Origin of the sequence: Duganella zoogloeoides, assembly GCF_034479515.1 — a bacterium.
GTDB lineage: Bacteria > Pseudomonadota > Gammaproteobacteria > Burkholderiales > Burkholderiaceae_D > Rugamonas > Rugamonas zoogloeoides.
The window spans coordinates 4,239,900-4,266,865 of record NZ_CP140152.1 but is presented as its reverse complement, the minus strand read 5'-3'; the positions used below and the strand labels follow the sequence as shown (position 1 = coordinate 4,266,865).

Annotated in this window: 24 protein-coding genes and 1 tRNA gene; 17 read left to right on the top strand and 8 right to left on the bottom strand. The window is 64.0% G+C overall.

Annotated features, from left to right (window positions below; translation table 11 throughout):
- Window positions 1-4: 4 nt before the first annotated feature.
- The 5 genes from SR858_RS18860 to SR858_RS18840 all read left to right on the top strand — a co-directional run bounded on the left by SR858_RS18860 (window position 5) and on the right by SR858_RS18840 (window position 5,240).
- On the top strand, window positions 5-2,398 hold the full coding sequence (locus SR858_RS18860; protein WP_322533742.1) for a pilus assembly protein: 2,394 nt from the start codon (window positions 5-7) through the stop codon (window positions 2,396-2,398).
- A complete protein-coding gene (locus SR858_RS18855) occupies window positions 2,395-2,850 on the top strand; it encodes a type IV pilin protein (protein ID WP_019920544.1) in 456 nt (151 codons plus the stop codon). Before SR858_RS18860 ends, SR858_RS18855 begins: the two co-directional genes overlap by 4 nt.
- 107 nt (window positions 2,851-2,957) lie before the next feature.
- Window positions 2,958-3,479: a GspH/FimT family protein gene (locus SR858_RS18850; protein ID WP_019920543.1), complete on the top strand. Its 522-nt coding sequence runs from the start codon at window positions 2,958-2,960 to the stop codon at window positions 3,477-3,479.
- Window positions 3,480-3,486: 7 nt separating this feature from the next.
- A complete protein-coding gene (gene ribD, locus SR858_RS18845) occupies window positions 3,487-4,596 on the top strand; it encodes a bifunctional diaminohydroxyphosphoribosylaminopyrimidine deaminase/5-amino-6-(5-phosphoribosylamino)uracil reductase RibD (protein WP_026637046.1) in 1,110 nt (369 codons plus the stop codon).
- A gap of 8 nt (window positions 4,597-4,604) precedes the next feature.
- The gene (locus SR858_RS18840) at window positions 4,605-5,240 is read left to right on the top strand and encodes a riboflavin synthase (protein WP_019920541.1); all 636 of its coding nucleotides are present in this window, start codon (window positions 4,605-4,607) and stop codon (window positions 5,238-5,240) included.
- On the opposite strand, the gene SR858_RS18835 is transcribed toward SR858_RS18840, so the two are convergent.
- The gene (locus tag SR858_RS18835; RefSeq protein ID WP_019920540.1) at window positions 5,241-5,507 is read right to left on the bottom strand and encodes a SemiSWEET transporter; all 267 of its coding nucleotides are present in this window, start codon (window positions 5,505-5,507) and stop codon (window positions 5,241-5,243) included.
- A 92-nt stretch (window positions 5,508-5,599) separates the two neighbouring features.
- Between SR858_RS18835 and SR858_RS18830 the strand changes: the two genes are divergently transcribed.
- Complete coding sequence (locus SR858_RS18830; protein WP_019920539.1) at window positions 5,600-6,829, top strand: ROK family transcriptional regulator; 1,230 nt, start codon at window positions 5,600-5,602, stop codon at window positions 6,827-6,829.
- On the opposite strand, the gene SR858_RS18825 is transcribed toward SR858_RS18830, so the two are convergent.
- Window positions 6,777-7,220 carry a c-type cytochrome gene (locus SR858_RS18825; protein ID WP_051120260.1) on the bottom strand — a complete coding sequence of 148 codons (444 nt, stop codon included), beginning with the start codon at window positions 7,218-7,220 and terminating at the stop codon, window positions 6,777-6,779. The two genes, SR858_RS18830 and SR858_RS18825, sit on opposite strands and share 53 nt — an antisense overlap.
- 222 nt (window positions 7,221-7,442) lie before the next feature.
- On the opposite strand from SR858_RS18825, the gene ribBA reads away from it, so the two are divergent.
- From ribBA to SR858_RS18800, 5 genes are all read left to right on the top strand, one after another.
- Entirely contained in the window at window positions 7,443-8,552 is a 1,110-nt protein-coding gene (ribBA, locus tag SR858_RS18820; protein WP_019920537.1) for a bifunctional 3,4-dihydroxy-2-butanone-4-phosphate synthase/GTP cyclohydrolase II, read from the top strand.
- Window positions 8,553-8,572: 20 nt separating this feature from the next.
- Window positions 8,573-9,061, top strand: a complete 489-nt coding sequence (gene ribH / locus SR858_RS18815; protein WP_019920536.1) for a 6,7-dimethyl-8-ribityllumazine synthase — start codon at window positions 8,573-8,575, stop codon at window positions 9,059-9,061.
- Between the two features lie 26 nt (window positions 9,062-9,087).
- Window positions 9,088-9,558 (top strand): transcription antitermination factor NusB, encoded by a 471-nt coding sequence (gene nusB / locus SR858_RS18810; protein ID WP_019920535.1) that lies wholly within the window; start codon window positions 9,088-9,090, stop codon window positions 9,556-9,558.
- 187 nt (window positions 9,559-9,745) lie between these two features.
- Window positions 9,746-10,051, top strand: a complete 306-nt coding sequence (locus SR858_RS18805) for a hypothetical protein (protein ID WP_322533735.1) — start codon at window positions 9,746-9,748, stop codon at window positions 10,049-10,051.
- Between the two features lie 110 nt (window positions 10,052-10,161).
- Window positions 10,162-12,081 carry an MFS transporter gene (locus SR858_RS18800; protein WP_019920533.1) on the top strand — a complete coding sequence of 640 codons (1,920 nt, stop codon included), beginning with the start codon at window positions 10,162-10,164 and terminating at the stop codon, window positions 12,079-12,081.
- An 18-nt stretch (window positions 12,082-12,099) separates the two neighbouring features.
- Here SR858_RS18800 and SR858_RS18795 read toward each other — a convergent pair whose 3' ends face one another.
- From SR858_RS18795 to SR858_RS18785, 3 genes are all read right to left on the bottom strand, one after another.
- Window positions 12,100-13,635: a hybrid sensor histidine kinase/response regulator gene (locus SR858_RS18795; protein WP_019920532.1), complete on the bottom strand. Its 1,536-nt coding sequence runs from the start codon at window positions 13,633-13,635 to the stop codon at window positions 12,100-12,102.
- Window positions 13,636-13,640: 5 nt separating this feature from the next.
- Window positions 13,641-15,152, bottom strand: a complete 1,512-nt coding sequence (locus SR858_RS18790) for an ATPase domain-containing protein (protein ID WP_019920531.1) — start codon at window positions 15,150-15,152, stop codon at window positions 13,641-13,643.
- A gap of 99 nt (window positions 15,153-15,251) precedes the next feature.
- Entirely contained in the window at window positions 15,252-17,429 is a 2,178-nt protein-coding gene (locus tag SR858_RS18785) for a diguanylate cyclase domain-containing protein (RefSeq protein ID WP_019920530.1), read from the bottom strand.
- Window positions 17,430-17,688: 259 nt separating this feature from the next.
- Here SR858_RS18785 and SR858_RS18780 point away from each other — a divergent pair, with 259 nt between their 5' ends.
- Genes SR858_RS18780 through SR858_RS18760 form a run of 5 tightly spaced genes read left to right on the top strand, consistent with a single transcriptional unit; the run spans window position 17,689 to window position 24,991 of the window.
- Window positions 17,689-18,888 (top strand): efflux RND transporter periplasmic adaptor subunit, encoded by a 1,200-nt coding sequence (locus SR858_RS18780; RefSeq protein WP_040377322.1) that lies wholly within the window; start codon window positions 17,689-17,691, stop codon window positions 18,886-18,888.
- Between the two features lie 15 nt (window positions 18,889-18,903).
- Complete coding sequence (locus tag SR858_RS18775; protein ID WP_019920528.1) at window positions 18,904-22,050, top strand: efflux RND transporter permease subunit; 3,147 nt, start codon at window positions 18,904-18,906, stop codon at window positions 22,048-22,050.
- Between the two features lie 20 nt (window positions 22,051-22,070).
- A complete protein-coding gene (adeC, locus tag SR858_RS18770; protein WP_154819735.1) occupies window positions 22,071-23,549 on the top strand; it encodes an AdeC/AdeK/OprM family multidrug efflux complex outer membrane factor in 1,479 nt (492 codons plus the stop codon).
- Window positions 23,550-23,608: 59 nt separating this feature from the next.
- On the top strand, window positions 23,609-24,223 hold the full coding sequence (locus SR858_RS18765; RefSeq protein ID WP_026637044.1) for a TetR/AcrR family transcriptional regulator: 615 nt from the start codon (window positions 23,609-23,611) through the stop codon (window positions 24,221-24,223).
- Between the two features lie 60 nt (window positions 24,224-24,283).
- Window positions 24,284-24,991: a fumarylacetoacetate hydrolase family protein gene (locus tag SR858_RS18760; protein ID WP_019920525.1), complete on the top strand. Its 708-nt coding sequence runs from the start codon at window positions 24,284-24,286 to the stop codon at window positions 24,989-24,991.
- A gap of 75 nt (window positions 24,992-25,066) precedes the next feature.
- Here SR858_RS18760 and SR858_RS18755 read toward each other — a convergent pair whose 3' ends face one another.
- Window positions 25,067-25,900, bottom strand: coding sequence for an SIR2 family NAD-dependent protein deacylase (locus SR858_RS18755; protein WP_019920524.1), 834 nt, complete (start codon window positions 25,898-25,900; stop codon window positions 25,067-25,069).
- A gap of 100 nt (window positions 25,901-26,000) precedes the next feature.
- Here SR858_RS18755 and SR858_RS18750 point away from each other — a divergent pair.
- Window positions 26,001-26,077, top strand: a tRNA-Pro gene (locus SR858_RS18750).
- 288 nt (window positions 26,078-26,365) lie between these two features.
- Here the strand turns inward: SR858_RS18750 and SR858_RS18745 are convergent.
- Window positions 26,366-26,599, bottom strand: coding sequence for a hypothetical protein (locus SR858_RS18745; RefSeq protein ID WP_019920522.1), 234 nt, complete (start codon window positions 26,597-26,599; stop codon window positions 26,366-26,368).
- Between the two features lie 72 nt (window positions 26,600-26,671).
- The gene (locus tag SR858_RS18740) at window positions 26,672-26,908 is read right to left on the bottom strand and encodes a hypothetical protein (RefSeq protein ID WP_019920521.1); all 237 of its coding nucleotides are present in this window, start codon (window positions 26,906-26,908) and stop codon (window positions 26,672-26,674) included.
- Between the last annotated feature and the right edge of the window lie 58 nt (window positions 26,909-26,966).

The window sequence follows — 26,966 nt, the reverse complement described above, 5'->3', positions numbered from 1 at the left end:
GCAGATGGTTTGGTTGACGATGGTGCCGGAACGGTGCCTGATTTACTGCCTGATTGCGTGTGTAAGCTGGGGCGTGAGCAACGCCGCCTGGTCTGCGCCGCCATTGCTGGCGATCGCCAGCGAACCGCTGGCGTCGTCGTGCCGCCAGGACAGTGCGGGACAACTTGAGGGCCCCGCGCTGGTACTCGTTCCCAGCAAGCCCGACCAGGCCGGCACCTTGTACCAGTCAGCGATGCAGACGGCCGATTGGTCCGGCAGCTTCATCCGCTATGCGATGGCGCCCGGTACCGGCGGCTTGTCGCAAGCGAAGCAGGCCGTATGGGATGCTGGCGCACTGCTCACCGGCAGCGCCATCCGCGCCGCATCGCCGCCGCCGGAACGGCGCAATCTTCACACCGCCATCGTCCAGGCTGACGGCACTCTGGTCATGGTGCCGTTCGCGTGGGAAGCCCTGTCGCCCGAGCAGCGCGCCCAGCTCGATCCTGCCAGCGACGGCAGCGGCCCGCAACGCCTGGCCTGGTTACGCGGCGAGCGCAGCGCAGAAGGTACGCTATTCCGCGCACGCGGCAGCGTGCTGGGCAACTCGGTCCACAGCACGCCGGTGAACGTGGGCCAATCCTCACAGGGGCTGGTGCGGGCGCGGCCGGACATGCTTTATCTTGGCGCCAACGACGGCATGCTGCATGCCTTCAATGCTGCCGATGGCGCCGAGCTGTTTGCCTACGTCCCGGCCGCGCTGTTCGGTGCGTTGCACCGGCTGGCCGATAAAGATTATGTACACCGCGCCTACGTCGATGGTCCGACCCAGGCGGGCGACGTGATGATCGCCGGCAGCGCGCGCACGGTGCTGGTGTCCGGTATGGGCGGCGGTGCGCAAGGCGTGTTCGCGCTCGATATCACCGATCCCGTCCGGTTTGCAGAACAGGGCGGCGTGCTGTGGGAATTCACCGACCGCCACGATCCCAATATCGGCAACGTCACCAGCACACCGCAACTGGCCAAGCTGCGCGTGGGCACGTACGGCGGCGCACCGGTTTATCGCTATTTTGCAGTCGTCGCCAGCGGCTTGAACAACTACGCTGCCGACGGCAACGCCAGCCCTTCCGGCGACGGCGCCTTGTTCCTGCTGGCGCTGGACAAGCCGCGCAATGCGCCCTGGCGCCTCAACGACAATTACTACCGCTTGCGCACCCCCATCGCGGACGCCACCTTGCCTAATGCCTTGTACGCGCCAGCGCTGGTGGCCGATCGCCAGGGCGCCGCCCGCTACGCGTACGCCGGCGACCTGCAAGGCAATCTGTGGCGCTTCGACTTGACGGCCGGTCCATCGTGGAGCCTTGCGGCGCAGGCCGGCCAGGCGGGGCAGGTGATTCAGACGGTGCGGACGGGGCAGATCATCCAGACGGTCCAGACGGTCCAGACGGGACCGGTGGTTCAGACGGCTCAGACAGGACAGGCGCAACCGCTAGCGGACAACGCGTCGCTATCACCGCTGTTTGTTGCGCGCGATGCCAGCGGCCGCCGCCAGCCTATCGCGCAACTGCCGCAAGTGGCTCACGCCGACAATGGCGGTTACCTGGTGCTGTTCGGCACCGGCAAGCTGATCGAACAGGCCGACCGCGATCCAGCCCGCTTCGCGCCGCAAACCTATTACGCCATCCGCGACAGCCTGCGCACGCCGCCCGAACCTGTCTCCGGCCGGCGCCAGCTTACGCGGCGCGAGCTCAAAGGCGATCCGGCGAGCGAACGCCTCGCCATCGAAGGCGAAGCGATGGCGCCAGGCAGCATGGGCTGGTACATGGACTTGCTGGCATCGTCCACCACCGGCGAACGCAGCCTCGATAGTGGCGTACTGGTGAACGGTGCGCTGGCATTTAATACCGTGCTGCCCATTAACGAGGGAGGCCAGTCCGGGCAATCGGGCCAGCCGGGCACACCTGCCACCCCGGGGACGCCGACCACGCCGACCACACCGGGCAATCCTGGCGCATCCTGCTCGCCCGCGCACAGCCGAACTTACGTGCTCAACGTGCTGACCGGCCTGGCGCTCGGCCAAAGCGTTACCGCCAGATTGCCGCCCACGCTGGAAGCGCCGCCGCCTGTCGTTGCCGAACGCACCACACGATACGTGCCCCGGCCGCTGTTGCTGCCAGTGCCATCCATTAAGCCCCCCACGGCGCGGGAGCCCACCGGCCGGGCAAACCTGGAACAGGACTTCGCCATCGGCACACCCGGGCCACAGGGCGAACCGGTGCTGGGCACGGTCCACACCCGCAAACGCGCCGGCCGCCTCAGTTGGCGCGAGGTAGCAAACTGGCGCCAGTTGCACCAGGCATACCAGCAGCCTCAAGCGAACCAGGCGAACCAGGCGCACCAAGCGCAACGGGCGGTGCCATGAACACGCCGCGCGGATTTTCGATGATTGAACTGCTGGTCGTATGCGTCATCGCCATGCTGCTGGCGGCTGTTGCCGCGCCGGCGTGGAATGACCACCTGGTGCGCACCCGCCGCCACGAAGCGCAAGCCACCATGCAGCGTTTGATGTTGCAGCAAGAGCGCTACTTCACCCAGCACGGCAGCTATCTCGCCTTTGGCCCCGCCGTGCAAGGCGATGACCCCGAACAGCGCCAGTTCCAGTGGTGGAGCGGCGCCACCGCACCGGCCAGCGGCTACGAAATCGAAGGTAAAGCCTGCGATGGCCACACGCTGGACACGTGCGTGCAACTGGTCGCCACACCCGGCACGCCCCGGGTTGACGCGCGCTTTCGCGACGCCGACTGCGGCGAGTTGACATTGACCAGCAGTGGTCTGCGCCAGGCAGGTGGGCCACGGGCCGATTGCTGGCGCTAAATTCCGGGCATACCATGCACACCGCGCACGCCACTGACACGATGCATATTCGCCAACCGTCGCCCCGATGCCCTGGCAGGCGCGCCGCCACAGCAGCAGGCGTCACCTTGGTCGAGTTGCTTCTGGTGCTTGCCCTGGCCGGCATCCTGCTAGCCGCCGCTGCGCCCGCCTATCAGCAGACGATGCAGCGCCAGCGGTTGCGCGCTGCCGTCACCGACCTGGTGGCCGCCATCGATCTCACCCGCTCGCAGGCGATCGCGCGCGGGAGCATGGTCATGCTGGCGCCGCTCGACCCTGGCGGCATCGATTGGCGGGGCGGCTGGATCGTGTTTGTCGATGCCAACGGCAACCGCCGGCCCGATGCCGGCGAGACCGCGATCTTCCGGCGCGGCCCGCTGCCTGATGGCCTGCGGATGGGCATTTCGTTCTCTTCCAAAGCGCCGCCAGCCTACGTTGCTTATAATGGTGCGGGACGCAGTTGCAGCGCAGCGAACAGCCTGGCCGCCCGCTGGGGCACGCTGTCGCTGGCGCTGGGCGACAACGTCCGCAACATCAAGATCAATATGCTGGGCCGGCTGCGCGTGTGCGATCCGGCCGTGGAGGCTGCCTGCACAGGCGCATTAGATTAAGGACATAGTGAGAATCCACAACGATACCGAGGGCATGACCCTGGCCCTGGCCTGGGCCGAGCGCGGCCTGTACACCACGTCGCCCAATCCGCACATCGGCTGCGTGATCGTGCGCGACGGCGCAGTGATCGGCGCCGGCGTCACCCAGCAGGTGGGCGGCGACCACGCGGAAATCCAGGCATTGAAAGACGCGCAGGCCCGTGGCCACGACGTGCGCGGCGCCACGGCGTACGTCACGCTCGAGCCGTGCAGCCACCACGGCCGCACGCCGCCGTGCGCCGACGCGCTGGTGCACGCCGGCCTGGCCCGCGTGGTGGCGGCCATGGAAGACCCCAATCCGCTGGTGGCAGGGCAGGGCATGGCCAAGCTGGCCGCAGCCGGTATTGCGGTGAGCAGCGGTTTGCTGGCCGAGCAAGCCTATGAATTGAATATCGGCTTTTTCTCGCGCATGACGCGTGGTCTGCCGTGGGTGCGCATGAAAACCGCCGCCAGCCTCGATGGCATGACCGCGCTGCACAACGGCGCCAGCCAGTGGATCACGGGCGAGCGGGCCCGCGCCGACGGCCACGCCTGGCGTGCGCGCGCCTGCGCCATCCTCACCGGCATCGGTACTGTCAAGGCCGACGATCCGCAGTTGAACGTGCGCGGCATCGACACGCCGCGCCAGCCGATCCGCATCGTCATCGACAGCCGCCTTGAAATCGACCCGGCCGCCAAGATATTGCAAGGAGGCGGCACCTGGATCGTGGCCGCCGTGCGCGACCCGGAAAAGGGCGCAGCCTTGCGCGCGCTGGGCAACGAAGTGATCCTGCTGCCCAATGCGTCCGGCAAGGTCGATCTGCCCGAGCTGATGCGCGAGCTGGGCCGGCGCCAGATCAATGAATTGCATGTTGAAGCAGGCAGCAAGCTCAATGGCTCCCTGATCCGCGAAGGTTGCGTTGACGAGTTGCTGGTGTACCTCGCGCCGATGTTGCTGGGCGATGCGCAAGGCATGTTCGCGCTGCCGGCGCTCACGCATTTGTCGCAAAAACAGTCGTTGAAATTCCACGAAGTAAAGCAGATCGGCGCCGATGTACGGCTGCTGGCCCGTTTTAATCGTTCCTCCACCCCTATTTGAGAACTCTTATGTTTACTGGAATCGTTGCCGCAGTCGGCAAAATCGCCTCGGTCACCCCGCTCGAAGGCGGCTCGTTTGCAGGCGTGCGCCTGGACATTCATGCCGGCGGCCTGCCGCTGGCCGACGTTGCGCTCGGCGACTCGATCGCCATCAACGGCGCCTGCATGACGGTTGTGGAAAAGGACGAGTCCAACTTCCGCGTCGATGTCTCGCGCGAAAGCCTCAACTGCACCGTCGGCCTCGATACGCTCACCGAAGTAAACCTGGAAAAGGCGCTGACCCTGAACGAGCGCCTGGGCGGCCACCTGGTGTCCGGCCACGTCGATGGCCTGGGCGTGGTGCGCAAGTTCGAGCCAGTGGGCGAATCGTGGGAACTGGTGGTCGAAGCCGATCACGAGCTTGCCAAGTTCCTGGCCTTCAAAGGCTCGATCGTGGTCAACGGCGTGTCGCTGACCGTCAACCGCGTGACCGACATCGGCACCGGCGCCGACCTGGTGTGCCAGTTCTCGATCAACCTGATCCCGCACACGATCGCCATGACCACCTTGAAGCACCTGGTGGTGGGCGTGCAGGTCAACCTCGAGATCGACCTGATCGCGCGTTACGTGGAACGCATGGTGTCGGTGGGCGCTGCTACCCGCTAACTACGGATTGTTCCGGTAGGCCCATTTCATCACCAGCACCGAGCACGCCAGCATCAGCGTGATGCCGTTGTTGATGGCGATGGGCCATGCCTCGATGATCACGCCGTAAATCAGCCATAGCAGCACGCCGAAGCAGAACACGCAGTACATGCCGGTGGAAACACCGGCAGCGGATTTGCGGCGCCAGATCAAGAGCACTTGCGGGATGAAGGCGACAGTCGTGCAAAAAGCGGCAATCAGGCCCAACAGGGTAGAGTCAAAATGCATGGTTTTTCCTTTTGGATTAATAAGTCAACTTGATTTATTAATTAAAGGAAAACTATACTACAAAATCTCCGGCAACCTGTTCCGCTATCCCCATGTCATCGAACCTGCGCGCGCTTGGCCCCAACGAACGGCTCATGCTGCATCATCTGCGTCGGCTTGGCAGCTTGGCCAAGGCCGACCTGGCGCGCGCGACTGAACTCAGCAGCCAGAGCGCCTCGGTCATCATCAACCGGCTGCTCGACGAAAAACTGGTGCGCAAGCTCGAAGCCGTGCGCGGCAGAGTAGGGCAGCCGTCGCAGCCGATCGCGCTCAACCCCGACGGCGCCTACGCGATCGGCATCCATATCGGCCGGCGCAGCCTGGAAGTGATGCTGCTTGATCTGACTGGCCAAGCGCGCTTTCGCGCCGAGGTGGTCTATCCGCACCCCGAAGTAGATGCAGTGTTTGCTGCCATCGCCAGTCAACTCGATGCCATTGTTGCCCAACTTGGCGCGAGCGGGGCGGCGCGGTTGTGCGGCATTGGAGTCGCTGCGCCGCTGGCGCTGGGCACCTGGCACCAGTTGCTGGGGCAGATGCCAGAGCAGGCCAGGGAGTGGGCCAATGTCGATATCCGCGCCCGTTTGCAGGCGATGACGACGCTGCCGGTGGTTTTCGCCAAAGATACCGCCGCTGCCTGTGTGGCCGAACTGCTGGCCGGTCGCGGTCGCGATTTGCCTGATTATCTGTATGTGTATCTTGACGCCCTGGCTGGCGGAAGCCTGGTGTTGGGCGGCCGCCCCCACTGCGGTGCGCATGGCAACGCCGGTGCCCTCGGCTCCATGCCGCTGCGGTCGGCCGCAGGCGAACGAGGCGCATCAAGCGGATCAAACGGATCAAACGGATCAAACGGGGTGGGCAGACAGAGCGGACCGGGAGAACGAGGCGGGTTGCCAGCGCAGTTGCTCAGCGTAGCATCGCTGGCGATGCTCGAACAGCGCTATACAGAGGCTGGCCTCGACGTGGACGCCGCGCGCGACGAACGCGCCCTCGCAGCGCCTTGGTCCGGCTTCACGCAGGCTTGGGCGAACGAAGCAGCTGACGCGTTGGCTTACGCTGTCTGCAACGCAGCCTGCATGGTCGATCTGGACGCGGTGATCGTCGATGGCAAGCTCGGGCGCGGTTTGCTGGCGCTGCTGCTTGCGCAGGTGGAAACGGCGCTGACGCGCTACGACTGGTCGGGCGTCGACCGTCCGCCGGTGTTGGCAGGCGAGGTTGGCGTGGACGCCAATGTCATTGGCGCTGCCTACCTGGCGCTGCACGCGGCGTTTGCACCGGTTGCGTAAAAGGTTTGCCCACACCCGGCGCAGACAAGCTTTGCAAATAAGCAATCAGCGCAGCCCGCTCGGCTGCATTGCTCACCTTGAAATCCATGTTCTGCCCCGGAATGAACTGTTCTGGATCGGTCAGCCAGCGGTCGAGCGACCGGGCGTCCCACGTCACCTGCGAACGCTTGAGCGCGCGCGAGTAATCGTAGCCTTTGATGCTGCCGGCACGGCGGCCGAATACGCCGCGATGGCGCGGGCCGGTCTCGTCGGTGTCGAGCGCGTGACAGTCGGTGCAGCGCTGCTGCCACAGCCGCTGGCCCTGCTTGATCGCTGCAGCGCCCTGGGCGTGCGCCTGCTGCACCGAAAAAATCAGGCACAGGACCAAGCAGGTGGGCGGGCTAAAAGGCATCGATGTCTCCATGTGGCCGGATCAATCTTACGCGCACAACTGCTGCCGTAGGGCAATATCGTCTCGCGTAAGCGATAAATTGCCTCGCGATGTCACAGAATATTTTCGAAAAGAAAAGCATCGAGCTGGCAGCCCGAGGATAAAAGTGGGCTTTTGCGGTGGGAGTGCCGTAAATCCATTAAAATAGCGGGTTATTCTCGCATTAGCTCCCAAGGATTAAAAATGTCAATTTCCAGCACCGAAGAAATCGTCGCCGAATTGCGCGCTGGCCGCATGGTGATCCTGGTCGATGAAGAAGACCGGGAAAACGAAGGTGACCTGGTGCTCGCGGCGGACTTCGTCACGCCGGAAGCCATCAACTTCATGGTCAAGTATGCGCGCGGCCTGGTGTGCCTCACGCTGACCGAGGAACGCTGCGACCTGCTCGAGCTGTCGATGATGTCGTCGCGTAACGGCACCGCCTTTGGCACCAATTTCACGGTGTCGATCGAAGCGGCTGAAGGCGTAACCACGGGCATCTCGGCTGCCGACCGCGCCAAGACCATTGCCGTGGCCGTGGCCAAGGATGCCAAGGCCATCGATATCGTGCAGCCGGGCCATATCTTCCCGCTCAAGGCGCAAAAAGGCGGCGTGCTGATGCGTGCTGGTCACACCGAAGCCGGTTGCGACCTGACCGCCATGGCCGGCCTCACGCCTGCCTCGGTGATCTGCGAGATCATGAAGGACGACGGCACCATGGCGCGTCTGCCGGATCTGCTGGAATTTGCCAAGGAACACAACCTCAAGATCGGCACCATCGCCGACCTGATCCAGTACCGCAGCCGCAACGAGTCGCTGGTGGAAAAGGTGGGCGAGCGCCAGTTGAACACGGCGCAAGGCCAGTTCCGCATGATTGCATACCGCGACAAGCCGAGCGGTTCGGCCCACCTGGCGCTGGTGCACGGTGAGATCGAAAAAGACAAGGACACCCTGGTGCGCGTGCACCAGCCCGTCTCCATCCTCGACGTGCTGGAATCGGAAGCGACCACCCACTCGTGGAACCTGTCGTCGTCGCTGGCAGCGGTCAAGGCTGCCGATAGCGGCGTGATCGTGCTGCTCAATTGCGAAGAAACCGCCGAGCAGTTCTTCTCGCAATTTGCCGCCCTCGACAAACCGGAAACCAAGCCGAAAGGCCGCGCGGCCAGCATGGACCTGCGCAGCTACGGTATTGGCGCGCAAATCCTGCGCGAAGTCGGCGTGTGCAAAATGCAACTGCTGGCCAGCCCGCGCAAGATGCCGTCGATGACGGGCTTCGACCTGGAAGTGACCGGCTACCTGGCCAAACCCAACTAACCTGATTAAAGAGGCTCATCATGACCGTAGGAAGCTACGATACCAACCTGAACGGCGACGGCCTGCGTGTCGGCATCGTTCAAGCCCGTTTTAACGAAGACATCGGCCACGGCCTGCTGTCGTCCTGCCTGGCAGAACTGAAACGCCTGGGCGTGGAAGACGAAGACGTCCTGCACGTGACCGTGCCCGGCGCGCTGGAAGTGCCGCTGGTGCTGCAAAAAATGGCCGAGTCGCAGCAGTTCGACGCGCTGATCGCCCTGGGCGCCGTGATCCGTGGCGAGACGTACCACTTCGAGCTGGTCTCGAACGAGTCGGGCGCCGGTATCACCCGCATCGGCCTCGACTACGGCATCCCGATCGCCAACGCCATTCTCACCACTGAAACCGATGAACAGGCGGAAGTGCGCATGGTCGAAAAAGGCACCGACGCCGCCCGCGTGGCAGTGGAAATGGCCAATCTGACCATCGCCCTCGAAGAACTCAATCAGGACCAGGGCGACGACGAATAAGTCGCTCTTCATTAACAGGTAACCCCATGACAGATAAAAGCCTACACGCCAACCCCAGCAAGAACCGCACCCCGCGCCACCGCGCGCGCGAGTTCGCGCTGCAGGGCCTGTACCAGTGGCTGCTGAACAACGAACCGGCTACGACGGTCGTCAACAACATCCGCGCCGCCCACGGCTTCGACAAGGCCGATGCCGAGCATTTCACCAAGCTGCTGTACGGTGCGATCCAGGACTCCGTGGCACTGCGCGAAACGTTTGCGCCGCTGGTCGATCGCGGCATCAACGAGCTGTCGCCGATCGAGCACGCGGTGCTGCTGATCGGTGCCTACGAGCTGAAAAACAACCTCGAAATCCCTTACCGCGTGGTGATCAACGAAGCTGTTGAACTGACCAAGTCGTTTGGCGGTATCGACGGTCACAAGTACGTCAACGGTGTGCTCGACAAATTGGCGCCGAAGCTGCGTGCCGATGAAGTGGCAGGCGACAAGAAGCGCTGATCGCACCCTGGTGCGCAGCATGCATCGAGAAGGCCGGGTCTGTCACCAGACCCGGCCTTTTTTTCGTCCGACGTTGACCAATGTTAGCTGGCAGACACTCCCATCAAATCTCCGCTTGAAATGAAAACGATTCTCATTTAAGATTCAATGAATGAGAATTGTTCTCATCGGAATCAAGGGGTGAGGTATGGCAAGCATGGAAATCGTCTCGATGCTCAATTGTGCGCTGGCGTCTGCTTTCACGGCGGCACTGGCAGCGCTGTGCCTGTACCTGGCCGCGCCGCGCCAACGCCTGTGGCCGGCGGCGCTGGGCCGGGCCAAGTTCCTGCGCTGGTTGTCGGTACCGCTGGCCACCGGCGCGCTGGCCGCTGCTACCGAAGACTACGGCATCGGACCGGGCCTGGGCATCGTGCTGGGTGGCATGGCGGTAGTGTGGCTGGCTTTGCCGCATGTCGATCTGTGGCTGCAACGCGGCAAGCCGCAAAAAGCCTGACCTAATCCTCAATTGCTCACCGCTAAAGTTGCCTAATCGCATGCCGAGGCACGCCGGCCTGCGGGTATAATCCGCTCACCCTGGAACTTACACGAACGGACCCGCGCCCTATGAGCCAGCCCAACCCGAGCCAGCCCAACCAGTTTTCCCTGCTGAAGCAACGTCGCTTCGCTCCTTTCTTCTGGACCCAATTCCTCGGTGCTTTCAACGACAACCTGTTCAAGACTGCGCTGATCGTCGTCATCACTTTCGATGCGCTCAGCTGGACCACCTTGGCGCCGTCGCTGGTGACCAACCTGATCCCCGGCCTGTTTATCCTCCCCTATGTGCTGTTTTCCGCCACCGCCGGCCAACTGGCCGACAAGTTTGACAAGGCGGGCCTGACGCGCTGCGTGAAGTGGCTGGAAGTGGCCATCATGCTGGTCGCCGGCATCGGCTGGATGACCCACCATTTGTGGTTGCTGGTCGCTGCAGTGGTGGGCATGGGTATCCATTCCACGCTGTTCGGCCCCGTCAAATATGCTTACCTGCCGCAGCACCTGAAAAAGGAAGAACTGATCGGCGGTAACGGCGTGACCGAAATGGGTACGTTCGTCGGCATCCTGGCCGGCGAAATTCTCGGTGCGGTGCTGGTGGTGATGCAGCCGCATGGCCTGTACTTCGAGGCCGGCGCCACCATCTTCGTGGCGGTCGTCGGTTTGCTGGCCAGCTACCGGATTCCAGCCTCGCCGGCGCCGGCGCCCGAACTGAAGGTGAGCTGGAATTTCGTCGGCGAATCGGTGCGCAACCTGCGTTTCTCGAGCAAGAACCGGGTGGTGTTCCAGTCGATGCTGGGCAACTCGTGGTTCTGGTTTTATGGCGCAGTCCTGTTGGCGCAACTGCCCGTGTATTCCAAGGATTACCTGCACGGCGACCACGGCGCGTTCGTGATGCTGCTCACCGTGTTTTCGCTGGGCGTGGGATCGGGCTCGCTGCTGTGCGAGCGGTTGTCGGGCGCCAAGGTGGAGATAGGCCTGGTGCCGTTCGGCTCGATCGGCCTGACCATCTTTGGCGCCGACCTCTACTTTGCCAGCAATGCGTTCGCCGTCAGTGGCGCCGCGCTGGCCGGCACGTCGGCCGACGTGATGACCCTGCTGGCGCAGCCCGGCATCTGGCGCATCCTGTTCGACTTTCTGATGATCGGCATGTTCGGCGGCTTTTTCATCGTGCCGCTGTTCGCGCTGATCCAGCTGCGCGCCGATCCCGCCCACATCTCGCGCACCATCGCCGGCATGAACATCCTCAACGCCTTGTTCATGGTGGCGGCGGCCGGCATGGCGATCGTGCTGCTGGGCCAGGGCTTGACGATCCCGCAGCTGTTCCTGGTCACGGCCCTGCTCAACGCGCTGGTGGCAATCTATATCTTCTCGCTGGTGCCGGAATTCCTGATGCGCTTCCTGGCCTGGCTGCTGATCCACACCGTGCACCGCGTGCACACGGTAAACGCCGAGCGCATTCCGGCCGAAGGCGCGGCGGTCCTCGTGTGTAACCACGTCAGCTATGTCGATGCGCTGGTGATCGGCGCCATCGCCCCGCGCCCGATCCGCTTCGTGATGGACCACCGCATCTTCAAGACGCCGTTCCTGGGCTGGATCTTCCGCACCGCGCGCGCGATCCCGATTGCGCCGGCCAAGGAAGATCCGTGGCTGATGGAAAAAGCCTACATCGACATCGCCCAGGCACTGCACGAAGGCGAAATTGTCTGCATCTTCCCGGAAGGGCAGTTGACGCGCGACGGCGAGATCAACCCGTTCAAGGGCGGCATCGCCAAGATCATCGAGCGCTCGCAAGTGCCGGTGATCCCGATGGCGCTGCGCGGCCTGTGGACTCACCTGCTGAGCCGCAACAAGGAAAACATCTTCGGCCGCGCCTTCCACGCCGGCCTGCGCTCGAAACTCGCGCTGGCCGTTGGCCAACCGGTGTCGCCGCAGGACGTCACGCCCGATGGGTTGCGGGCCGATGTGGCGGCGTTGCGTGGAGACTGGAAGTAGGGAACTTGATGCAGGGGCCTACCGTGCCGCCTGCACTTGCTCGCGGTTATGCCGCGCCCCCGCCAGGCGAATGATCTGTGCGAGTTCCACCGGCTTGACCAGGTGATGGTCGAAGCCTGCTTCTGTGGTGCGGCGGCGGGCGTCGCTCTGGCCCCAGCCGGTGAGGGCGATCAGCAGGATCTTGTCCGCGCCCGGTTGCTGGCGGATTGCCCGTGCCGCCTCGTAGCCGTCCATGCCGGGCATGCCCAGGTCCATGATGATCATGTCCGGGATGCGCTCGGCAACTGCTGATACGGCCCCCGCGCCGCCATATTCGGCGCGCACGTCGAAGCCGTCGATTTCCAGCAGCGCGGCCAGCGAGTCGGCGGCGTCCTGGTTGTCGTCCACCACCAGCACCTGCATGCGCCTGCCGTCGAGCGCGGCGTGGGCGGGCAGCGGGGCGCTTTCCTGGTGGTGATTTTCGCTCACGTGCACGATCGGCAGGCGGATCACGAACTCGCTGCCCCGGCCCACGCCATCGCTCGACGCTTCTACCGAACCGCCGTGCATTTCGGCGAACTGGCGTGCCAGGCTCAGGCCGATCCCGAGACCGCTGGTGAATTGCCCGGCCACCGTGGTGCCCTGCTCGAACATGGTGAAGATGCGCGAGAGCGCTTCCGGCTCCAGGCCGATGCCGCTGTCGCGCAGCGACACCTCCAGCATGTTGTCCGTCACCTGCGCGCGCACCACCACGTGGCCGCCCTGCGGCGTGAACTTGATGGCGTTGGAGAGGATGTTGGCAAAAATTTGCACGATGCGCGCGTAGTCGGCATTGAGCAGGATTTCGCTGACCGGCAGCTGCCACGCCACGTGAATACGTTTGGCGGTGGCCGCCTGCGTGCACAGTTCGTTCACGTGGGTCATCACCGCCTGCAGCGCGACCAGCTGGTTTTGCAGCTTGATCTTGCCGCGCGTGATGCGGGCGACGTCGAGCAGGTCGTCCACCAGCCGCGTGAGCAGCTTGACCTGGCGCTCGACCATGTCGCGGATGCGCGCCACCGGCGCCGCGTCCGGATACATATGCGTGAGCAGCGACACCGAGGTGCGGATCGGCGCCAGCGGGTTGCGCAGCTCGTGCCCCAGGCTGGCCAGGAATTCATCCTTGCGGCGCGCGGCCTCGCGCACCTGGTACTGCTTGTGGCGCGCGCGCAGCGTCGCCTGCAGGGCCGTGATCAGGGTCAGCGTGCGCACCGGGCGTTCGAGCAGCGTCAGGTTGCCCAAGCCGGCCACCGCGCGCCGCACGGTGGCCGAATCGGCGCCGTGGTGGGTAAGCAGCAGGATCGGCAGATCCGACCAGTCGGGCTGGCGCGCCACCACGTCGTGCAGCAGCTTGTAGCCGGCAGGCGTCAATGCCTCTTCCACCGTGAGCACGGCGCCGACGCCCAGTTCGATCTGCTGTTCCAGCTCGGCCACGGTAGCGCACACGTGGCTGTCGAGGTTGGCCAGTGCCAGCACGCGCGCCGCCAGCGGTCCATCCTGGCCGGTGGGAGCGTAGATCAGGATGCGGGTTTCCATCGGTTTCAGATCTGGAAGTCGGCAGCGGATTGGCCGGCATTCTGGGAAATCTCGGCGCTGTCGTACGTGGGTACCCCGGTGAGGATGCCGTGGAAGCCGCGCAGCACCGGCCCGACCTTGATGCCGCCGGTGCTCACTTCGAAGCGGCGGATGGTGCGCTCGTGGGCGCTGCCGCGCTTCTTGAACACGGAGATCGCCTGCCGCACCTCGCCCTCGGCTTCGAAGTAGCGCAGCATGATGATGTTGTCGGCGATGTAACTGGCATCGACCGCGGAGCTGGCGGTGCCGATCATGCCGCGCTGGACGCCGACGATGATGCTCACCACGCCGCGCTGGCCCAGGTACGTGAGGATTTCGTGCAGGTAGGTGGCCAGGAAGCGCTCGTCGGGCATGGCGTTCAGGTAGCCGTTCAGGCTGTCGATGACCAGCACCTTGACGCCGCGTTCCACCGCCTGCACCACCGCGTGGGTGAGCTGGCCCGGCGCCAGTTCGGCCGGATCGACCTGCTGGATGGTGAGCAGGCCGCTGTCCTCGGCGCCGGCCAGGTCCAGGCCCAGGTTGGCGCAGCGGTTGAGCAGGTTGTTGCGTGCTTCCTCGAACAGGAACATGGCGCTTTTTTCGCCCCGCTGCGCGGCCGCATGCACGAACTGCGCCGCCAGCGACGACTTGCCGGTGCCGGACGGGCCGCTGATCAGGGTGCTCATGCCTTCCTCCAGGCCGCCGCCGATCAACTGGTCGAGCGCCGGCATGCCGGACGATAGCTGGCGCCGGGCGCTGCTCACGCGGGTGTCGGCTGCCACCAGGCGCGGATACACGCGCAGGCCGCCGCGGATGATCTGGTAATCGTGGGCGCCGCCGTGGAACGCAATGCCGCGATACTTGACCACGCGGATGCGGCGCCGCTCGGCGCCATAGGCCTGGTCGGCCAGCTCCAGCGTCATGACCGCGTGCGCCACGCTACGCACCTGCAAGTCGGTACTGAGCGCGGTGCGGTCATCGAGCAGCACGGTGGTGCACGAGCGGCTGGTGAGGTACTGCTTGAGCGCGAGCACCTGGCGCCGGTAGCGCAGCGGGTTTTCCGCCAGCAGCTGCAACTCGGACAGCGAATCGAGCACCACGCGGCGCGGCCGCGATTTGTCGATGGCGGCGACGATGCGCTGGGTGGTGGTGCCCATTTCGATTTCGGCCGGGTGGAAAATGGTGTATTGCTGGTCGGGGTCGAGCGCATTTTCAGCGGGGATGATTTCCTCGATCTGGATGCCGGCCATGTCCCAGCCGTGCGACTGCGCCACGCTGCGCAGTTCGACGGCGGTTTCGGCCAGCGTGATGTACAGCACGTGCTCGCCCCGGCGCGCGCCCTCGATCAGGAATTGCAGCGCCAGCGTTGTCTTGCCGGTGCCCGGCTCGCCTTCCACCAGGTAAAGACGGTCGGCGGTGAGCCCGCCGCCCAGCACCTCATCGAGGCCGGGCACGCCGCTGGAGAGAAAATCGGTGGTATCGCTGTTTTGAGGTTCCATGGGGCAGGTCCGGGAGGGCAGGGGAGCTGGCGTCACAGGGCCAGCGTGAATCGTTCGATCTTACCCCAATCGGCCGAAACAGGGAGTCCCCCAGACGGCTCAGGGCAAGGCCTGTCGCTGATCGCGCTGCTTGACCGCATACATGGCGCGGTCGGCACGGGCCAGCAGCGTGGCGACATCCTGCGGATCGTCCGGGTGGTGAATGGCCACGCCCACGCTGGCGCTCAATGCCACCGTCACGGTCTTGAGCATGAACGGCTGGCGCAGCAGCGGCCCCAGCTTGTCGGCGGCCTCGTAGGCATCGGCGTCGCTGCCCAGCATTTCCACGATGACGATGAATTCGTCGCCGGCCAGGCGGCCCACGGTGTCGGTCTTGCGCACTGCGCCGCGCACGCGGTCGGCAAACTGGCGCAGCAGCTCGTCGCCTTCCTCGTGGCCGTAACGGTCATTGACCTGCTTGAAGCGGTCGAGGTCGAGGAAGAACACGGCGCAGCGCTGGCCTGAACGCTGCGCGCGTTGCAGCGCCGCTGGCAGCGTCTGCATCAGTGCGCGGCGGTTGGGCAAACCGGTGAGCGTGTCGTGCAGCGCCATTTCCTCGAGCGACGCGATCATGCGTTTGCGCTCGCTGATATCGTGCAGGAAGGCGATGAACACGTGGCCGCCGCTGCGCGGCACGTATGCCACCGACGCTTCCACCGGCAACTCCTGGCCGTCGCGGTGGTGCATGGTCAGTTCCATCCGGCGGCTTAGCGACGCCCCGGCGCCCGGGCCGCGCTCGGCCAGCAGCTGCATGTCGCGTTCGCAGGTGCGGCGCAGCAGGGGCGGCAGCACCATTGCACCGAGCGGCTGGCCGATCACCTCGGCGCGGCGCCAGCCGATCAGCTTTTCGGCTTGGCGGTTCCAGTCCAGGATTACGCCGCGATGGTCGAGCGCGATGAAGGCGTCGTGGGTGTTGTCGAGGATGGCGCGCAGCTCGGCGGCGCGTTCCTGCAGCAGCAGCTGGGTAGTGTGCTCCTGCGCCAGCGCGCGCTCCAGTTGCAGCGCCTTGCTGGCGATTTCGCGGGTGCGCTCGGCCACCGTGGTTTCCAGCTGCTCGTTGAGCGTGCGCAGCGCGGCCAGGTGCTGCTGCTCCTTGTGCACCATGCGCGCCAGTGCGCCGGAGAGCACCTGCAATTCGTGGAAGCTGCCCACCGTGGCAATGGTGGCGATGGTGGCGCTGTCGGGCAGGCCGGCGGCATCGTCGGGCGCGTCCGAATGCCGCTCGAGCTGCGCGCTCAGCTGATTGAACGGCCGGGTGTAGCGGCGCGCGATGACGGCGGCGGCAGCAGCCAGCACCACGCCGAGGAAGGCGCCGAGCAGCAGTATCTGGCGTTCGAGCGCGCGGGCGTCGGCCAGCGCCACGGCCAGCGGCTGGCGCACGATCACCGACCAGGGCAGGGTGGCGGCGTCGCCGGTCTGGCCGGTGAGGGAGTAGCCGCTCAGGTATTCGCGCTCGTCGCTCCAGGTTTCGCGCACGGCGCCCGATTTGCCGCTGTGCGACAGCGCCAGGCTGGCCGTTTGCAGCCGCTGCTGCTCCATGCCGGCAGGGCCCAGCAAGACTTGGCCGTCGCCGCGCACGACAAAAATCTCGGCAGCGTCGGTTTGTTCGGCCGGCGCCAGCACGCCGTGCATCAGGCGCCGCGCCCAGCCCCAGCTCATGCGCACGCCCAGCACGCCGCGCACGCTGCCATCGGCGCCCGGCACCGGGCCGGCCACATCGATGAAGCGCCACGGCGCGCCGCTGGCTGGCAACTTGTCGTCGATCTCGGCGGCGGCGGAGAGCGGCCCGGCATCGCCGGCGTACAGGCCGTCGCGGCCGGCCTGGAACCAGGTGCGGTTGCTTACGTCCACGCCTTCGAGCAGGTTCTGGGTGGCAGCGAGCACGCGGCCGTCCCGCGCCGCCAGGCCGATCCACGCATAGTCGGGGGAGGCGCGCTGCAGGCTGTCGAGCACCGTGCGCACTTCGTCGGGCGAGCGGGCGGCGCGCAGTTGCGGCAGCTCGCTCAGCAAGCGGACGTCGCCGCCAGCTTTTTGCACGCCGCGATTGAGGGCGTCGCGCATTTGCCAGGACAGTTGTTGCAGGCGCTGGCCTGCTTCGCGCTCGGCATAGTTGAGCGCGAAATGATCGACCAGGATCAACAGGGCGAGCACCGTGAGCAGCACCGTCGCGCTGACGCCCAACGTGACCAGGGTGGTCAGGCGGGGCGGCGTGGCATGAGAATTGGGCTGCGTACGCATCGGGCGAAATGGCCGCCACCGGCCGCTAGTAGGATGAAAGAGTAACCGGTAATTCTAGCATCGGCGCCCGGCATAATCTTGTCTGAATGGCCAAATTGTTTCCTGATAGCCACGGAATAATTCCTTAAATATAACTTAAATGAAGTAGCGAGTTGCCTTGCGGAATTAAATTCCAACTTGACATAGTTAGAATGATCGTTCATTCTAGCGTCTGCATATTTATAATTCCTCTCGTAATCTCCTCAGAAAGCCTCACCACATGGAAGCTCTTTTCTGCAAACCGTCCCTGCGGACGGCCGGGGTCGCAGCCCTGATCACTGCAACCGCCTTCGTGGCTGGTTGCTCCAAATCCACGTCCGAAGCACCTCAAAAACCGCAGGTGGCGGAAGTGGGCGTCTATAAAGTGGTGCAAGAGCCACTGCAAATCACGACCGAACTGCCGGGTCGCACCAGCGCCTTCCAGGTGGCTGAAGTGCGCCCGCAGGTCAACGGTGTGATTCTTAAACGCCTGTTTGTCGAAGGTTCCGACGTCAAGGCCGGTACCGCCCTGTACCAGATCGATCCATCGATCTATCAAGCCAATGTCAATTCGGCCAAGGCGGCGCTCACGCGCGCCAAGGCCAACCTGCTCACCAGTGGTCCCAAGGTCGCGCGTTACAAGGAACTGCTGGCGATCGAGGGCGTGAGCCGCCAGGATTACGAAGATGCGCTCGCCGCCGACGCCCAGGCCCAGGCCGATATCGAATCGGCCACCGCCGCGCTGCAGGAAGCCAATATCAACCTGCGCTATACCAATGTGTATGCGCCGATCAGCGGCCGTATCAGCCGTTCGACCGTGACCCCGGGCGCACTGGTGACGGCCAATCAGACCGAAGCGCTGACCACCGTGCAGCAGCTCGATCCGATCTATGTGGACGTCACCCAGTCCAGCGAAGACCTGCTGCGCTTGAAGCGCGAGATGGCTGACGGCAGCCTCAAACAATCGGGCCAGGCCAAGGTGTCGCTGGTACTTGCCGACGGCACCAAGTACGCCGAAGCGGGCAAGCTGCAATTCTCGGACGTGTCCGTGGACCAGGGTACCGGCAACGTCACGCTGCGCGCCATCTTCCCGAACCCGAAACAGAATCTCCTGCCGGGCATGTTCGTGCGCGCCGTGATCGAATCGGGCGTCGACGAAAAAGCCATCACCGTGCCGCAGCAAGGCGTGACCCGCAACCAGAAGGGCCAGGCCACCGCGCTGGTCCTGAACAAGGAAGGCAAGGTCGAACAACGCGTGCTGACCACCGCCGGCACCTACGGCACCAAGTGGCTGGTGAAATCCGGCCTGGCCGATGGCGACCAGGTGATCGTCGAAGGCGTACAGAAGGTCAAGCCGGGCGCGCCAGCCGTTGTCGCCAAGGCCCCAGCCGCCGCGCCAGCCGCCGGTGGTGCACCGGCCGCGCCGGCCGCCAAGCAGTAATCGAGGAGATCACACATGTCCCGTTTCTTTATTGATCGCCCGATTTTCGCCTGGGTGATCGCGATCGTGATCATGCTGGGTGGCGTACTGGCCATCCTCGGCCTGCCGATCGCCCAGTACCCCGCCATCGCACCGCCGTCGATCTCGATCAGCGGCTCGTACCCGGGCGCTTCCGCCAAGACGGTGGAAGACGCTGTGACCCAGGTCATCGAACAGAAGATGAAGGGTATCGACGGCTTGCGCTACATGGCCTCGTCCTCCGATTCGTCGGGCGGCATCAGCATCACGCTGACGTTCGAATCCGGCACCAACCCGGATATCGCGCAGGTGCAGGTGCAGAACAAGCTGCAACTGGCCACGCCGCTGCTGCCTACCGCCGTGACCCAACAGGGCCTGGTGGTCAACAAGGCTACCAAGAACTTCCTGCTGGTGATCGGCTTCGTGTCGGAAGACGGTTCGATGAACCAGGCCGACATCGGCGACTATGTCACCGCCAGCGTGCTCGATCCGATCTCGCGCGTGGAAGGCGTGGGCGACGTGACCAACTTCGGTTCGCAATACGCGATGCGCATCTGGCTCGATCCGGCCAAACTGCAAAGCTACCAGCTGACTCCGGCAGACGTGACCACCGCGATTACCGCGCAGAACACCGAGGTGTCCGCCGGTGAACTGGGCGGCGCGCCAGCCGTCGCCGGCCAGCAGCTGAACGCCACCGTGTCGGCCCAGAGCCGCCTGCAAACGGCCGAGCAATTCGGCGCCATCCTGCTCAAGACCACCACCAACGGCGCTACCGTGTACCTGCGCGACGTCGCCAAGATGGAACTGGGCCGTGAAAACTACTCGATCCTGGCCCGTTATAACGGCAATGCCGCAACCGGTATCGCCATCAAGCTGGCGACCGGCGCCAACGCGCTCGACACCGCCGAGGCGGTGAAAGCCAAGATCGCGCAGATGGAAAAGCAGTTCCCGCAAGGCCTGAAAGCCATGGTGGCCTTCGATACCACCCCGTTCGTCAAGATCTCGATCGAAGAAGTGGTGAAAACCCTGATCGAAGCCGTGATCCTGGTGTTCCTGGTGATGTACCTGTTCCTGCAAAATTTCCGCGCCACCTTGATTCCAACCATGGCCGTACCGGTCGTGCTGCTCGGTACCTTCGGCATCCTGTCGGTGCTCGGTTACTCGATCAATACGCTGACCATGTTCGCCATCGTGCTGGCCATCGGCTTGCTGGTCGATGATGCGATCGTGGTGGTGGAAAACGTCGAGCGGATCATGACCGAGGAGGGTCTGTCCCCGATCGAGGCCACCCGCAAATCGATGGGCCAGATCAGCGGTGCGCTGGTCGGTATCGCCATGGTGCTGTCGGCCGTGTTCGTGCCGATGGCGTTCTTCGGCGGCTCCACCGGCGTGATTTACCGCCAGTTCTCGATTACGATCGTCTCGGCGATGGTGCTCTCGGTGATCGTCGCGATGATCTTCACCCCGGCGCTGTGCGCCACCATGCTCAAGCAAGTGCCGAAAGGCCATGCGATGGCCACTACCGGTTTTTTCGGCTGGTTCAACCGCAATTTCGATCGCGGCAACCGCAAGTACCAGGGCATCGTCGGCTCGATCATCAACAAGAGCGGCATTTCGCTGGTGGTATATGCGCTGATCGTCGCGGTCATGGCGTTCGTGTTCCTGCGCCTGCCAACGTCGTTCCTGCCGGAAGAGGACCAGGGCGTGCTGTTTACCCAGATCCAGCTGCCGACCGGCGCCACGCAAGAGCGCACGCTCAAGACCATCGAAAAAGTCGAGCAGCACTTCATGAACAACGAGAAGGAATCGGTGGCATCGGTATTTGCGGTGGCCGGCTTCAGCTTCGCGGGTAACGGCCAGAACACCGGTATCGCCTTCGTGCGGATGAAAGACTGGTCCGAGCGCAAAGGCAAGGATCACGCCGTGAGCGCGATCGCGGGCCGCGCCATGGGTGCCTTCTCGCAGATCAAGGATGCGATGGTGTTCGCGTTCGCCCCGCCAGCGGTGCTGGAACTGGGTAACGCATCCGGGTTCGACCTGATGTTGCAGGACACCGGCGGCGTGGGCCACGAGGCGCTGATGGCGGCGCGTAACCAGATGCTGGGCATGGCCGCGCAGAGCAAGGTCATTGTCGGCGTGCGTCCGAACGGCCAGGAAGATACGCCGCAATACAAGATCACCGTGGACCAGCAAAAAGCCGTTGCGCTGGGCCTGGCGATCGCGGACGTGAACCGCGTGCTGAGCACCGCCTGGGGTTCTGCGTATGTTAACGACTTCATCGACCGTGGCCGCGTGAAGAAGGTGTACATCCAGGGCCAGGCCGAAGCGCGCATGGTGCCGGAAGACCTGAACAAGTGGTTCGTGCGTAACACCGCTGGCGAGATGGTGCCATTCTCGGCCTTCTCGCACGGCGAGTGGATCTACGCGTCGCCGCGCCTGGAACGCTACAACGGCCTGCCGTCGGTCGAGATCCTGGGCCAGCCGGCGCCGGGCCAGAGCTCGGGCGCCGCGATGGCGGAAGTCGAAAGCATGGCGGCCAAGCTGCCGCCCGGTATCGGCTACGAGTGGACCGGCCTGTCGACGGAAGAACGCGACTCCGGTTCGCAAACCACGCAGCTGTATGCGATCTCGATCCTGATCGTGTTCCTGTGCCTGGCCGCGCTGTATGAAAGCTGGTCGGTGCCGTTCTCGGTGCTGCTGATCGTACCGCTCGGTATTCTCGGTACGGTGCTGGCGACGTTCCTTTTCAAGCTGTCGAACGACGTGTACTTCCAGGTGGGTCTGCTGACCGTGGTGGGCCTGGGTGCGAAGAACGCGATCCTGATCGTGGAATTCGCCAAGGACCTGCAGGAGCAGGGCGTGGAACTGAAGGAAGCGACCCTGCAGGCCGTGCATACGCGTCTGCGTCCGATCCTGATGACGTCGATCGCCTTCGGCCTGGGCGTGCTGCCGCTGGCAATCAGCAGCGGCGCCGGTTCGGGCAGCCAGAACGCGATCGGCGTGGGTGTGCTGGGCGGCATGCTGACGGCGACCTTCCTGGGCATCTTCTTCGTACCATTGTTCTTCGTGCTGGTGCGCGGCCGCTTTGGCAAGACCAAGGCCAAGCCGGCACCTGACGCTACGCCAGTCGTGGAGGCACATTAATCATGACGATCATGAACAACATGCATAAATCCTTATTCACCCTGGCGGCGCTGGCGCTGCTGGGCGGTTGCAGCCTGGCGCCCGTGTACGAGCGTCCGGCGGCACCGGTGGGCCAGGCCTGGCCTGCCGGCGAAGCCTACAAGGGCTTGCCGGCAGCGGCAGCCGATGCCCGTCCGGTGTCCGAGATCCAGTGGCGCGAGTACTTCGCCGATGCGCGCCTGCGCCAGGTGATCGAGCTGGCGCTGGCCAACAACCGCGACCTGCGCGTCTCGGTGCTCAACATCGAGCGTGCCCGCGCCCAATACAACATCAGCAGCGCGCCGTTGCTGCCGACCGTGGCCGCTGGCGTGGGCCAGACCGCTACCCGCACGCCGCGCACCATGACCGGCACCGGCGAAGCGGCCATTACCCGCCAGTACAGCGGCGGACTTTCGCTGGCCGCGTATGAGCTGGACTTCTTCGGCCGCGTACGCAACGGCGCCGAAGCGGGCCTGCAAACCTACCTCGGCACCGAAGAAGCGCGCCGCACGCAGCAAATCAGCCTGGTGGCCGAAGTGGCCAACGCCTGGCTCACGCTCACGGCCGACCAGCAGCGCCTGAAGCTGGCGCAGGAAACCCTGCGCAGCCAGCAGACCACGTATGACCTGAGCCGCAAGCGCTTCGACGCCGGCGCCACGTCGGGCGTGGACGTGTACGACGCCCAGACCAGCGTGGAAACGGCGCGCAACGACGTCGCCACCTATACCGCGCAAGTGGCGCAGGACCAGAACGCATTGAACCTGCTGGTGGGCGGCACCGTGCCGACCACGCTGCTGCCGGAAGGCGAGCTGGTATCGGTGACCGAACTGACCGCTCTGCCGGGCAGCCTGCCGTCCGACCTGCTGCAGCGTCGTCCCGACGTGCAGCAGGCCGAACGCGCGCTGCGCTCGGCCAACGCCAACATCGGCGTGGCGCGCGCCGCCTTCTTCCCCAGCATTTCGCTGACGGCGTCGGGCGGCAGCGCCAGCCGCGACCTGTCCGGCCTGTTCAAGGCCGGCTCGGGTACCTGGAGCTTCGCGCCGCAGATCAACCTGCCGATCTTCGACGGAGGCGTCAACCGCGCCAATCTCGATATCGCCAAGGCTGACCGCGATATCTCGGTGGCGCAGTACGAAAAAGCGATCCAGGTGGCGTTCCGCGAAGTGGCCGATGCCCTGGCCATTCGCGGCACCATCGACGAGCGCCTGAACTCCCAGCAGGCGCTGGTGCAGGCGGCCGAGAAGAGCTACAACATCAACGAAGCGCGCTATCGCAACGGCGCCGACACGTACCTCAACTCGCTGGTATCGCAGCGCGCGTTGTACCAGGCGCAGCAAGGCCTGATCACCACGCGCCTGAACCAGACCAGCAACGCCGTCACCTTGTACAAGGTGCTGGGCGGCGGCTGGCAGCCGGAGGCGGCACAGGTAACGCCAGCGCCACAGGCAACGCAAGCAGTGCAGCCAGCACCGCGCGGCTGATCCTGCGACCATGCGGCGGCCGCGCAGTTGTGCGGTCGCCGCCTACCCAAGGAATTATCATGACCACTTCTCCCGCAAAACGGCGAGTCGATCCCGAGAAGGCAGCGGGGCGGCGTAACCAGGTGCTGGAAGCGGCGGCCGTTTGCTTTGCACGCAGCGGCTTCCACGGCGCCAGCATGTCGGAGATCTCCAAGCAGGCCGGCATGAGCGCCGGCCATATCTACAATTATTTTGACGGCAAGAACGCCATCATCCTGGCGTTCGTGGAGGCGCACTCCGAGTACGTAAGCGCCATGCTGAGCAACCTCGATTCGCTCGAGGATCCGCTGCAGGCGATGATCGACGACGCCGAGCGCCATGTCACCGAAGCGCTTGATCCGCAACCGTGGCACGTCTCGATCGAGATGTATGCGGAAGCCTCGCGCAACCCGGTGATCGCCGAGCGCCTGCGCGCGCACGAGGACTCCGCGCGTGGCCAGTTGCGCGAACTGGTCAGGCGTGGCCGCGAACGCCGCAACCTGTCGGTGGAGGACGTGCTGCTCGACAGCCGGATCGACACCATGATCGCGTACTTCCATGGCCTGACCGTGCGCGCTCTGCACCGTCCGGACATGAACCGTGCCGGCCTGACGGAAGCATTCCAGGTGGCGATGCGCGCCCTTCTTATGACCTGATGCAGGGGGAGAGCGTCTGTTGTAACATGTCCGGTATCCCCAACACGATATCGGAGCATCATGACTGCCTATGTAATCCCCGCCCATGACATCGTCGGCTTGCCAGTCGCCGGCACCGACGCCTTGTTCCCGGTGCGCCGCGTGTACTGCGTGGGCCGCAACTACGCGGGCCACGCGCGCGAAATGGGTTCCGACCCGGACCGTGAACCGCCATTCTTCTTCAGCAAACCGGCTGATGCCCAGGCCGTGGTGCCGGTCGCGCCAGGCCAGGTGGCCGAGCTGCCGTACCCACCGGTAACCGCCAACCTGCACTACGAGTGCGAGCTGGTGGTGGCGATTGGCAAAGGCGGCAGCAACATCGCCGTGGAAGACGCAGCAAGCCACATCTTCGGCTATGCGGTCGGCTTCGACATGACCCGCCGCGACCTGCAATTCAAGATGCGCGACGCCGGCCGTCCATGGGAAATCGGCAAAGCGTTCGACTACTCGGCGCCGATCGGCGTGATCACCCCGGCCGCCGCCGCCGGCGACATCAACCGCGCCGCGATCGAACTGAAGGTCGATGGCGTGACCAAACAAACGTCGAGCATCGACGACTTGATCTGGTCGATCGACGAAACCATCGCCAACCTGTCCACGCTGTTTACGCTGGCGCCGGGAGACCTGATCTTCAGCGGCACGCCCGAGGGCGTGGGAGCAGTGGTGCAGGGGCAGGTGCTGGTGGGTACGGTAGCCGGCATCGACGGCATCACGGTAAAAATCGTATAAACGATATCGATCGTTAGCGGTCAATCCGTCGTCCCCGCGAAAGCGGGGATCCATGGACCCGGCAATCCGCTGCACTCAGGCGCGAAGCACCTGATCAATCGCCATCAATCCCGCCAGCGCCCCGCAGGCTAGCCCCACATCCAGTGCCGAGCCAACGCCCGCCTCACGCGGATTGATCCGCACCAGCCGCCCACCGTAATCGCGCACCACCCGCTGGCTGAAATGCCGCACCGAGGGAATCGCCACCCCGGCGCCCAGCTCCACCACCACCGGCCGCCGCGCCCTGGCCAGCAACGCCTCCAGCCGCGCCTCCTGCACCGCCGTGCGCCGCTCGACCCAACCGCCGTCGCCAAACATCAAAATATTCGGCCGCGCCAGGCCACCGCAATGCGGGCACACCGGCGCTTCATTGAGCAGCCGGCAAGCCGCATCATCGACCTGCGGTACAAACCCGTCCGCCGGCCAGATCGCCTCGCAACAAGGCGCCAGGCATTGCAGGTGGTGAATCGAGCCATGACATTCTAGGATGCGCTGGGGATCGAAGCCGGCGCGCTGGAACTGGCCATCGACATTACTGGTGAAAACCGCAACCCCGTGCGCCATGCGCGCGCCCCAGTCCCTGAGCAGCGCAAAGCCCGCATGCGGCACCGTCGCGCGATAGAGCTGCAAGCGATGCCCATAAAAGCCCCACGCCAGCGCCGCATCGTCCTCGAACGTGCGCGGCGACGCCACGCTGGCAAACGCCAGCCGCGCCTGCGCCAGGGCAGGGTAGGCCTTCCAGAAACCGTCATTGCCGCGAAAATCGGGCAAGCCGGAATCGACGCCCATACCGGCGCCAGCGGCAACGAGCAGCAGGTCGGCCTGGTCGATGAGGGCGGCGGCGCGGGCGATGTCGGTGGAGTTGGTCATGGCGGCTGTGGGGGTTTTGACAGGAGAAGAAAGTAAATCTTACCCGGCACAACACAAACATGACAAATGCTTAAAGTGGCTGCTATAATCTTGGCCTAGTCGGGGCGTAGCGCAGCCTGGTAGCGTACGTGCATGGGGTGCACGGGGTCGGAGGTTCGAATCCTCTCGCCCCGACCAATAGAATCAAGGACTTGCAGCATAAACTGTATAAAAGCTCAGCGCTGTATATTAGACGGTTGTCTAATATCGGAGCTGGGCTTAGTCTTTTCAGCGCCGGCTTTCTCTTTGATCTACGCCCGCTGCAGGTCGATGTCGATGTCGATGCTCGAAATGTCCGGGGTCGATTCCTTGATGTGGATATTCGTGCTCTTGCGGCGCGCCAGCCCCGGCAGTCCGGTCCCCTCCGAGGTCCGTACGGACTGTCGGGATCAGTGATGCTGACTTCATCAAGCAATATTCCTTGTCTCAAGTATTGATTCTCGCGCTGCGTAGTGCTTCCGGTTCGAGTTCAGGATATTCCAAATGAATAGACTTCATGATCTTGAAATACATGTCGGCCATAATTGCTCCGGCAGCACGTCTATACTCGTAAAATTCGTCTTCAGTGCAATTATCCCGGACCAAGTAAATGGATTCGTTTAGTTGGCCGTATTGATCGACCAGCATGTCGTTTAGTTGAGTGGCAATTTCTTTCTTCATTTATTTAATACCCATCCTTGATGTCCGGTTCCAGCTAGGCTGATGTTCGTGCTTTTTTCTTGATTGCAGCCATCATTCGCTGGAAAGTCGGCTTTGTCTCAATTTCTCAGGTTCCAACTCAGAGTGTTCGTTATGGATGGGCCTCATTACATTGAGGTAAATTTCCAACATAATCTTTCCGATCTCTGTACGGTTATTCAGAAAATCTTCCTCTGAGCCCCCATTTTTTATGACCATCAGCGCTTCATTGAGATTTCCATTTGCCTGGTCCATCAAACTCAAGACCACTTTCGCGATTTCTTTGTCCATTATCGTCCTGAGGTGTGGCCACAATGCCACATGGCGGGCGTTGCAAATAATATAGCAA

Coding starts and splice junctions, on each gene's coding strand:
- SR858_RS18860 (WP_322533742.1), top strand. CDS start 5: ATGGTTTGGTTGACGATGGTGCCGGAACGGTGCCTGATTTACTGCCTG.
- SR858_RS18855 (WP_019920544.1), top strand. CDS start 2,395: ATGAACACGCCGCGCGGATTTTCGATGATTGAACTGCTGGTCGTATGC.
- SR858_RS18840 (WP_019920541.1), top strand. CDS start 4,605: ATGTTTACTGGAATCGTTGCCGCAGTCGGCAAAATCGCCTCGGTCACC.
- SR858_RS18835 (WP_019920540.1), bottom strand. CDS start 5,507: ATGCATTTTGACTCTACCCTGTTGGGCCTGATTGCCGCTTTTTGCACG.
- SR858_RS18830 (WP_019920539.1), top strand. CDS start 5,600: ATGTCATCGAACCTGCGCGCGCTTGGCCCCAACGAACGGCTCATGCTG.
- SR858_RS18825 (WP_051120260.1), bottom strand. CDS start 7,220: ATGCCTTTTAGCCCGCCCACCTGCTTGGTCCTGTGCCTGATTTTTTCG.
- ribBA (WP_019920537.1), top strand. CDS start 7,443: ATGTCAATTTCCAGCACCGAAGAAATCGTCGCCGAATTGCGCGCTGGC.
- ribH (WP_019920536.1), top strand. CDS start 8,573: ATGACCGTAGGAAGCTACGATACCAACCTGAACGGCGACGGCCTGCGT.
- nusB (WP_019920535.1), top strand. CDS start 9,088: ATGACAGATAAAAGCCTACACGCCAACCCCAGCAAGAACCGCACCCCG.
- SR858_RS18805 (WP_322533735.1), top strand. CDS start 9,746: ATGGCAAGCATGGAAATCGTCTCGATGCTCAATTGTGCGCTGGCGTCT.
- SR858_RS18800 (WP_019920533.1), top strand. CDS start 10,162: ATGAGCCAGCCCAACCCGAGCCAGCCCAACCAGTTTTCCCTGCTGAAG.
- SR858_RS18795 (WP_019920532.1), bottom strand. CDS start 13,635: ATGGAAACCCGCATCCTGATCTACGCTCCCACCGGCCAGGATGGACCG.
- SR858_RS18790 (WP_019920531.1), bottom strand. CDS start 15,152: ATGGAACCTCAAAACAGCGATACCACCGATTTTCTCTCCAGCGGCGTG.
- SR858_RS18785 (WP_019920530.1), bottom strand. CDS start 17,429: ATGCGTACGCAGCCCAATTCTCATGCCACGCCGCCCCGCCTGACCACC.
- SR858_RS18780 (WP_040377322.1), top strand. CDS start 17,689: ATGGAAGCTCTTTTCTGCAAACCGTCCCTGCGGACGGCCGGGGTCGCA.
- SR858_RS18775 (WP_019920528.1), top strand. CDS start 18,904: ATGTCCCGTTTCTTTATTGATCGCCCGATTTTCGCCTGGGTGATCGCG.
- adeC (WP_154819735.1), top strand. CDS start 22,071: ATGCATAAATCCTTATTCACCCTGGCGGCGCTGGCGCTGCTGGGCGGT.
- SR858_RS18765 (WP_026637044.1), top strand. CDS start 23,609: ATGACCACTTCTCCCGCAAAACGGCGAGTCGATCCCGAGAAGGCAGCG.
- SR858_RS18760 (WP_019920525.1), top strand. CDS start 24,284: ATGACTGCCTATGTAATCCCCGCCCATGACATCGTCGGCTTGCCAGTC.
- SR858_RS18755 (WP_019920524.1), bottom strand. CDS start 25,900: ATGACCAACTCCACCGACATCGCCCGCGCCGCCGCCCTCATCGACCAG.
- SR858_RS18745 (WP_019920522.1), bottom strand. CDS start 26,599: ATGAAGAAAGAAATTGCCACTCAACTAAACGACATGCTGGTCGATCAA.
- SR858_RS18740 (WP_019920521.1), bottom strand. CDS start 26,908: ATGGACAAAGAAATCGCGAAAGTGGTCTTGAGTTTGATGGACCAGGCA.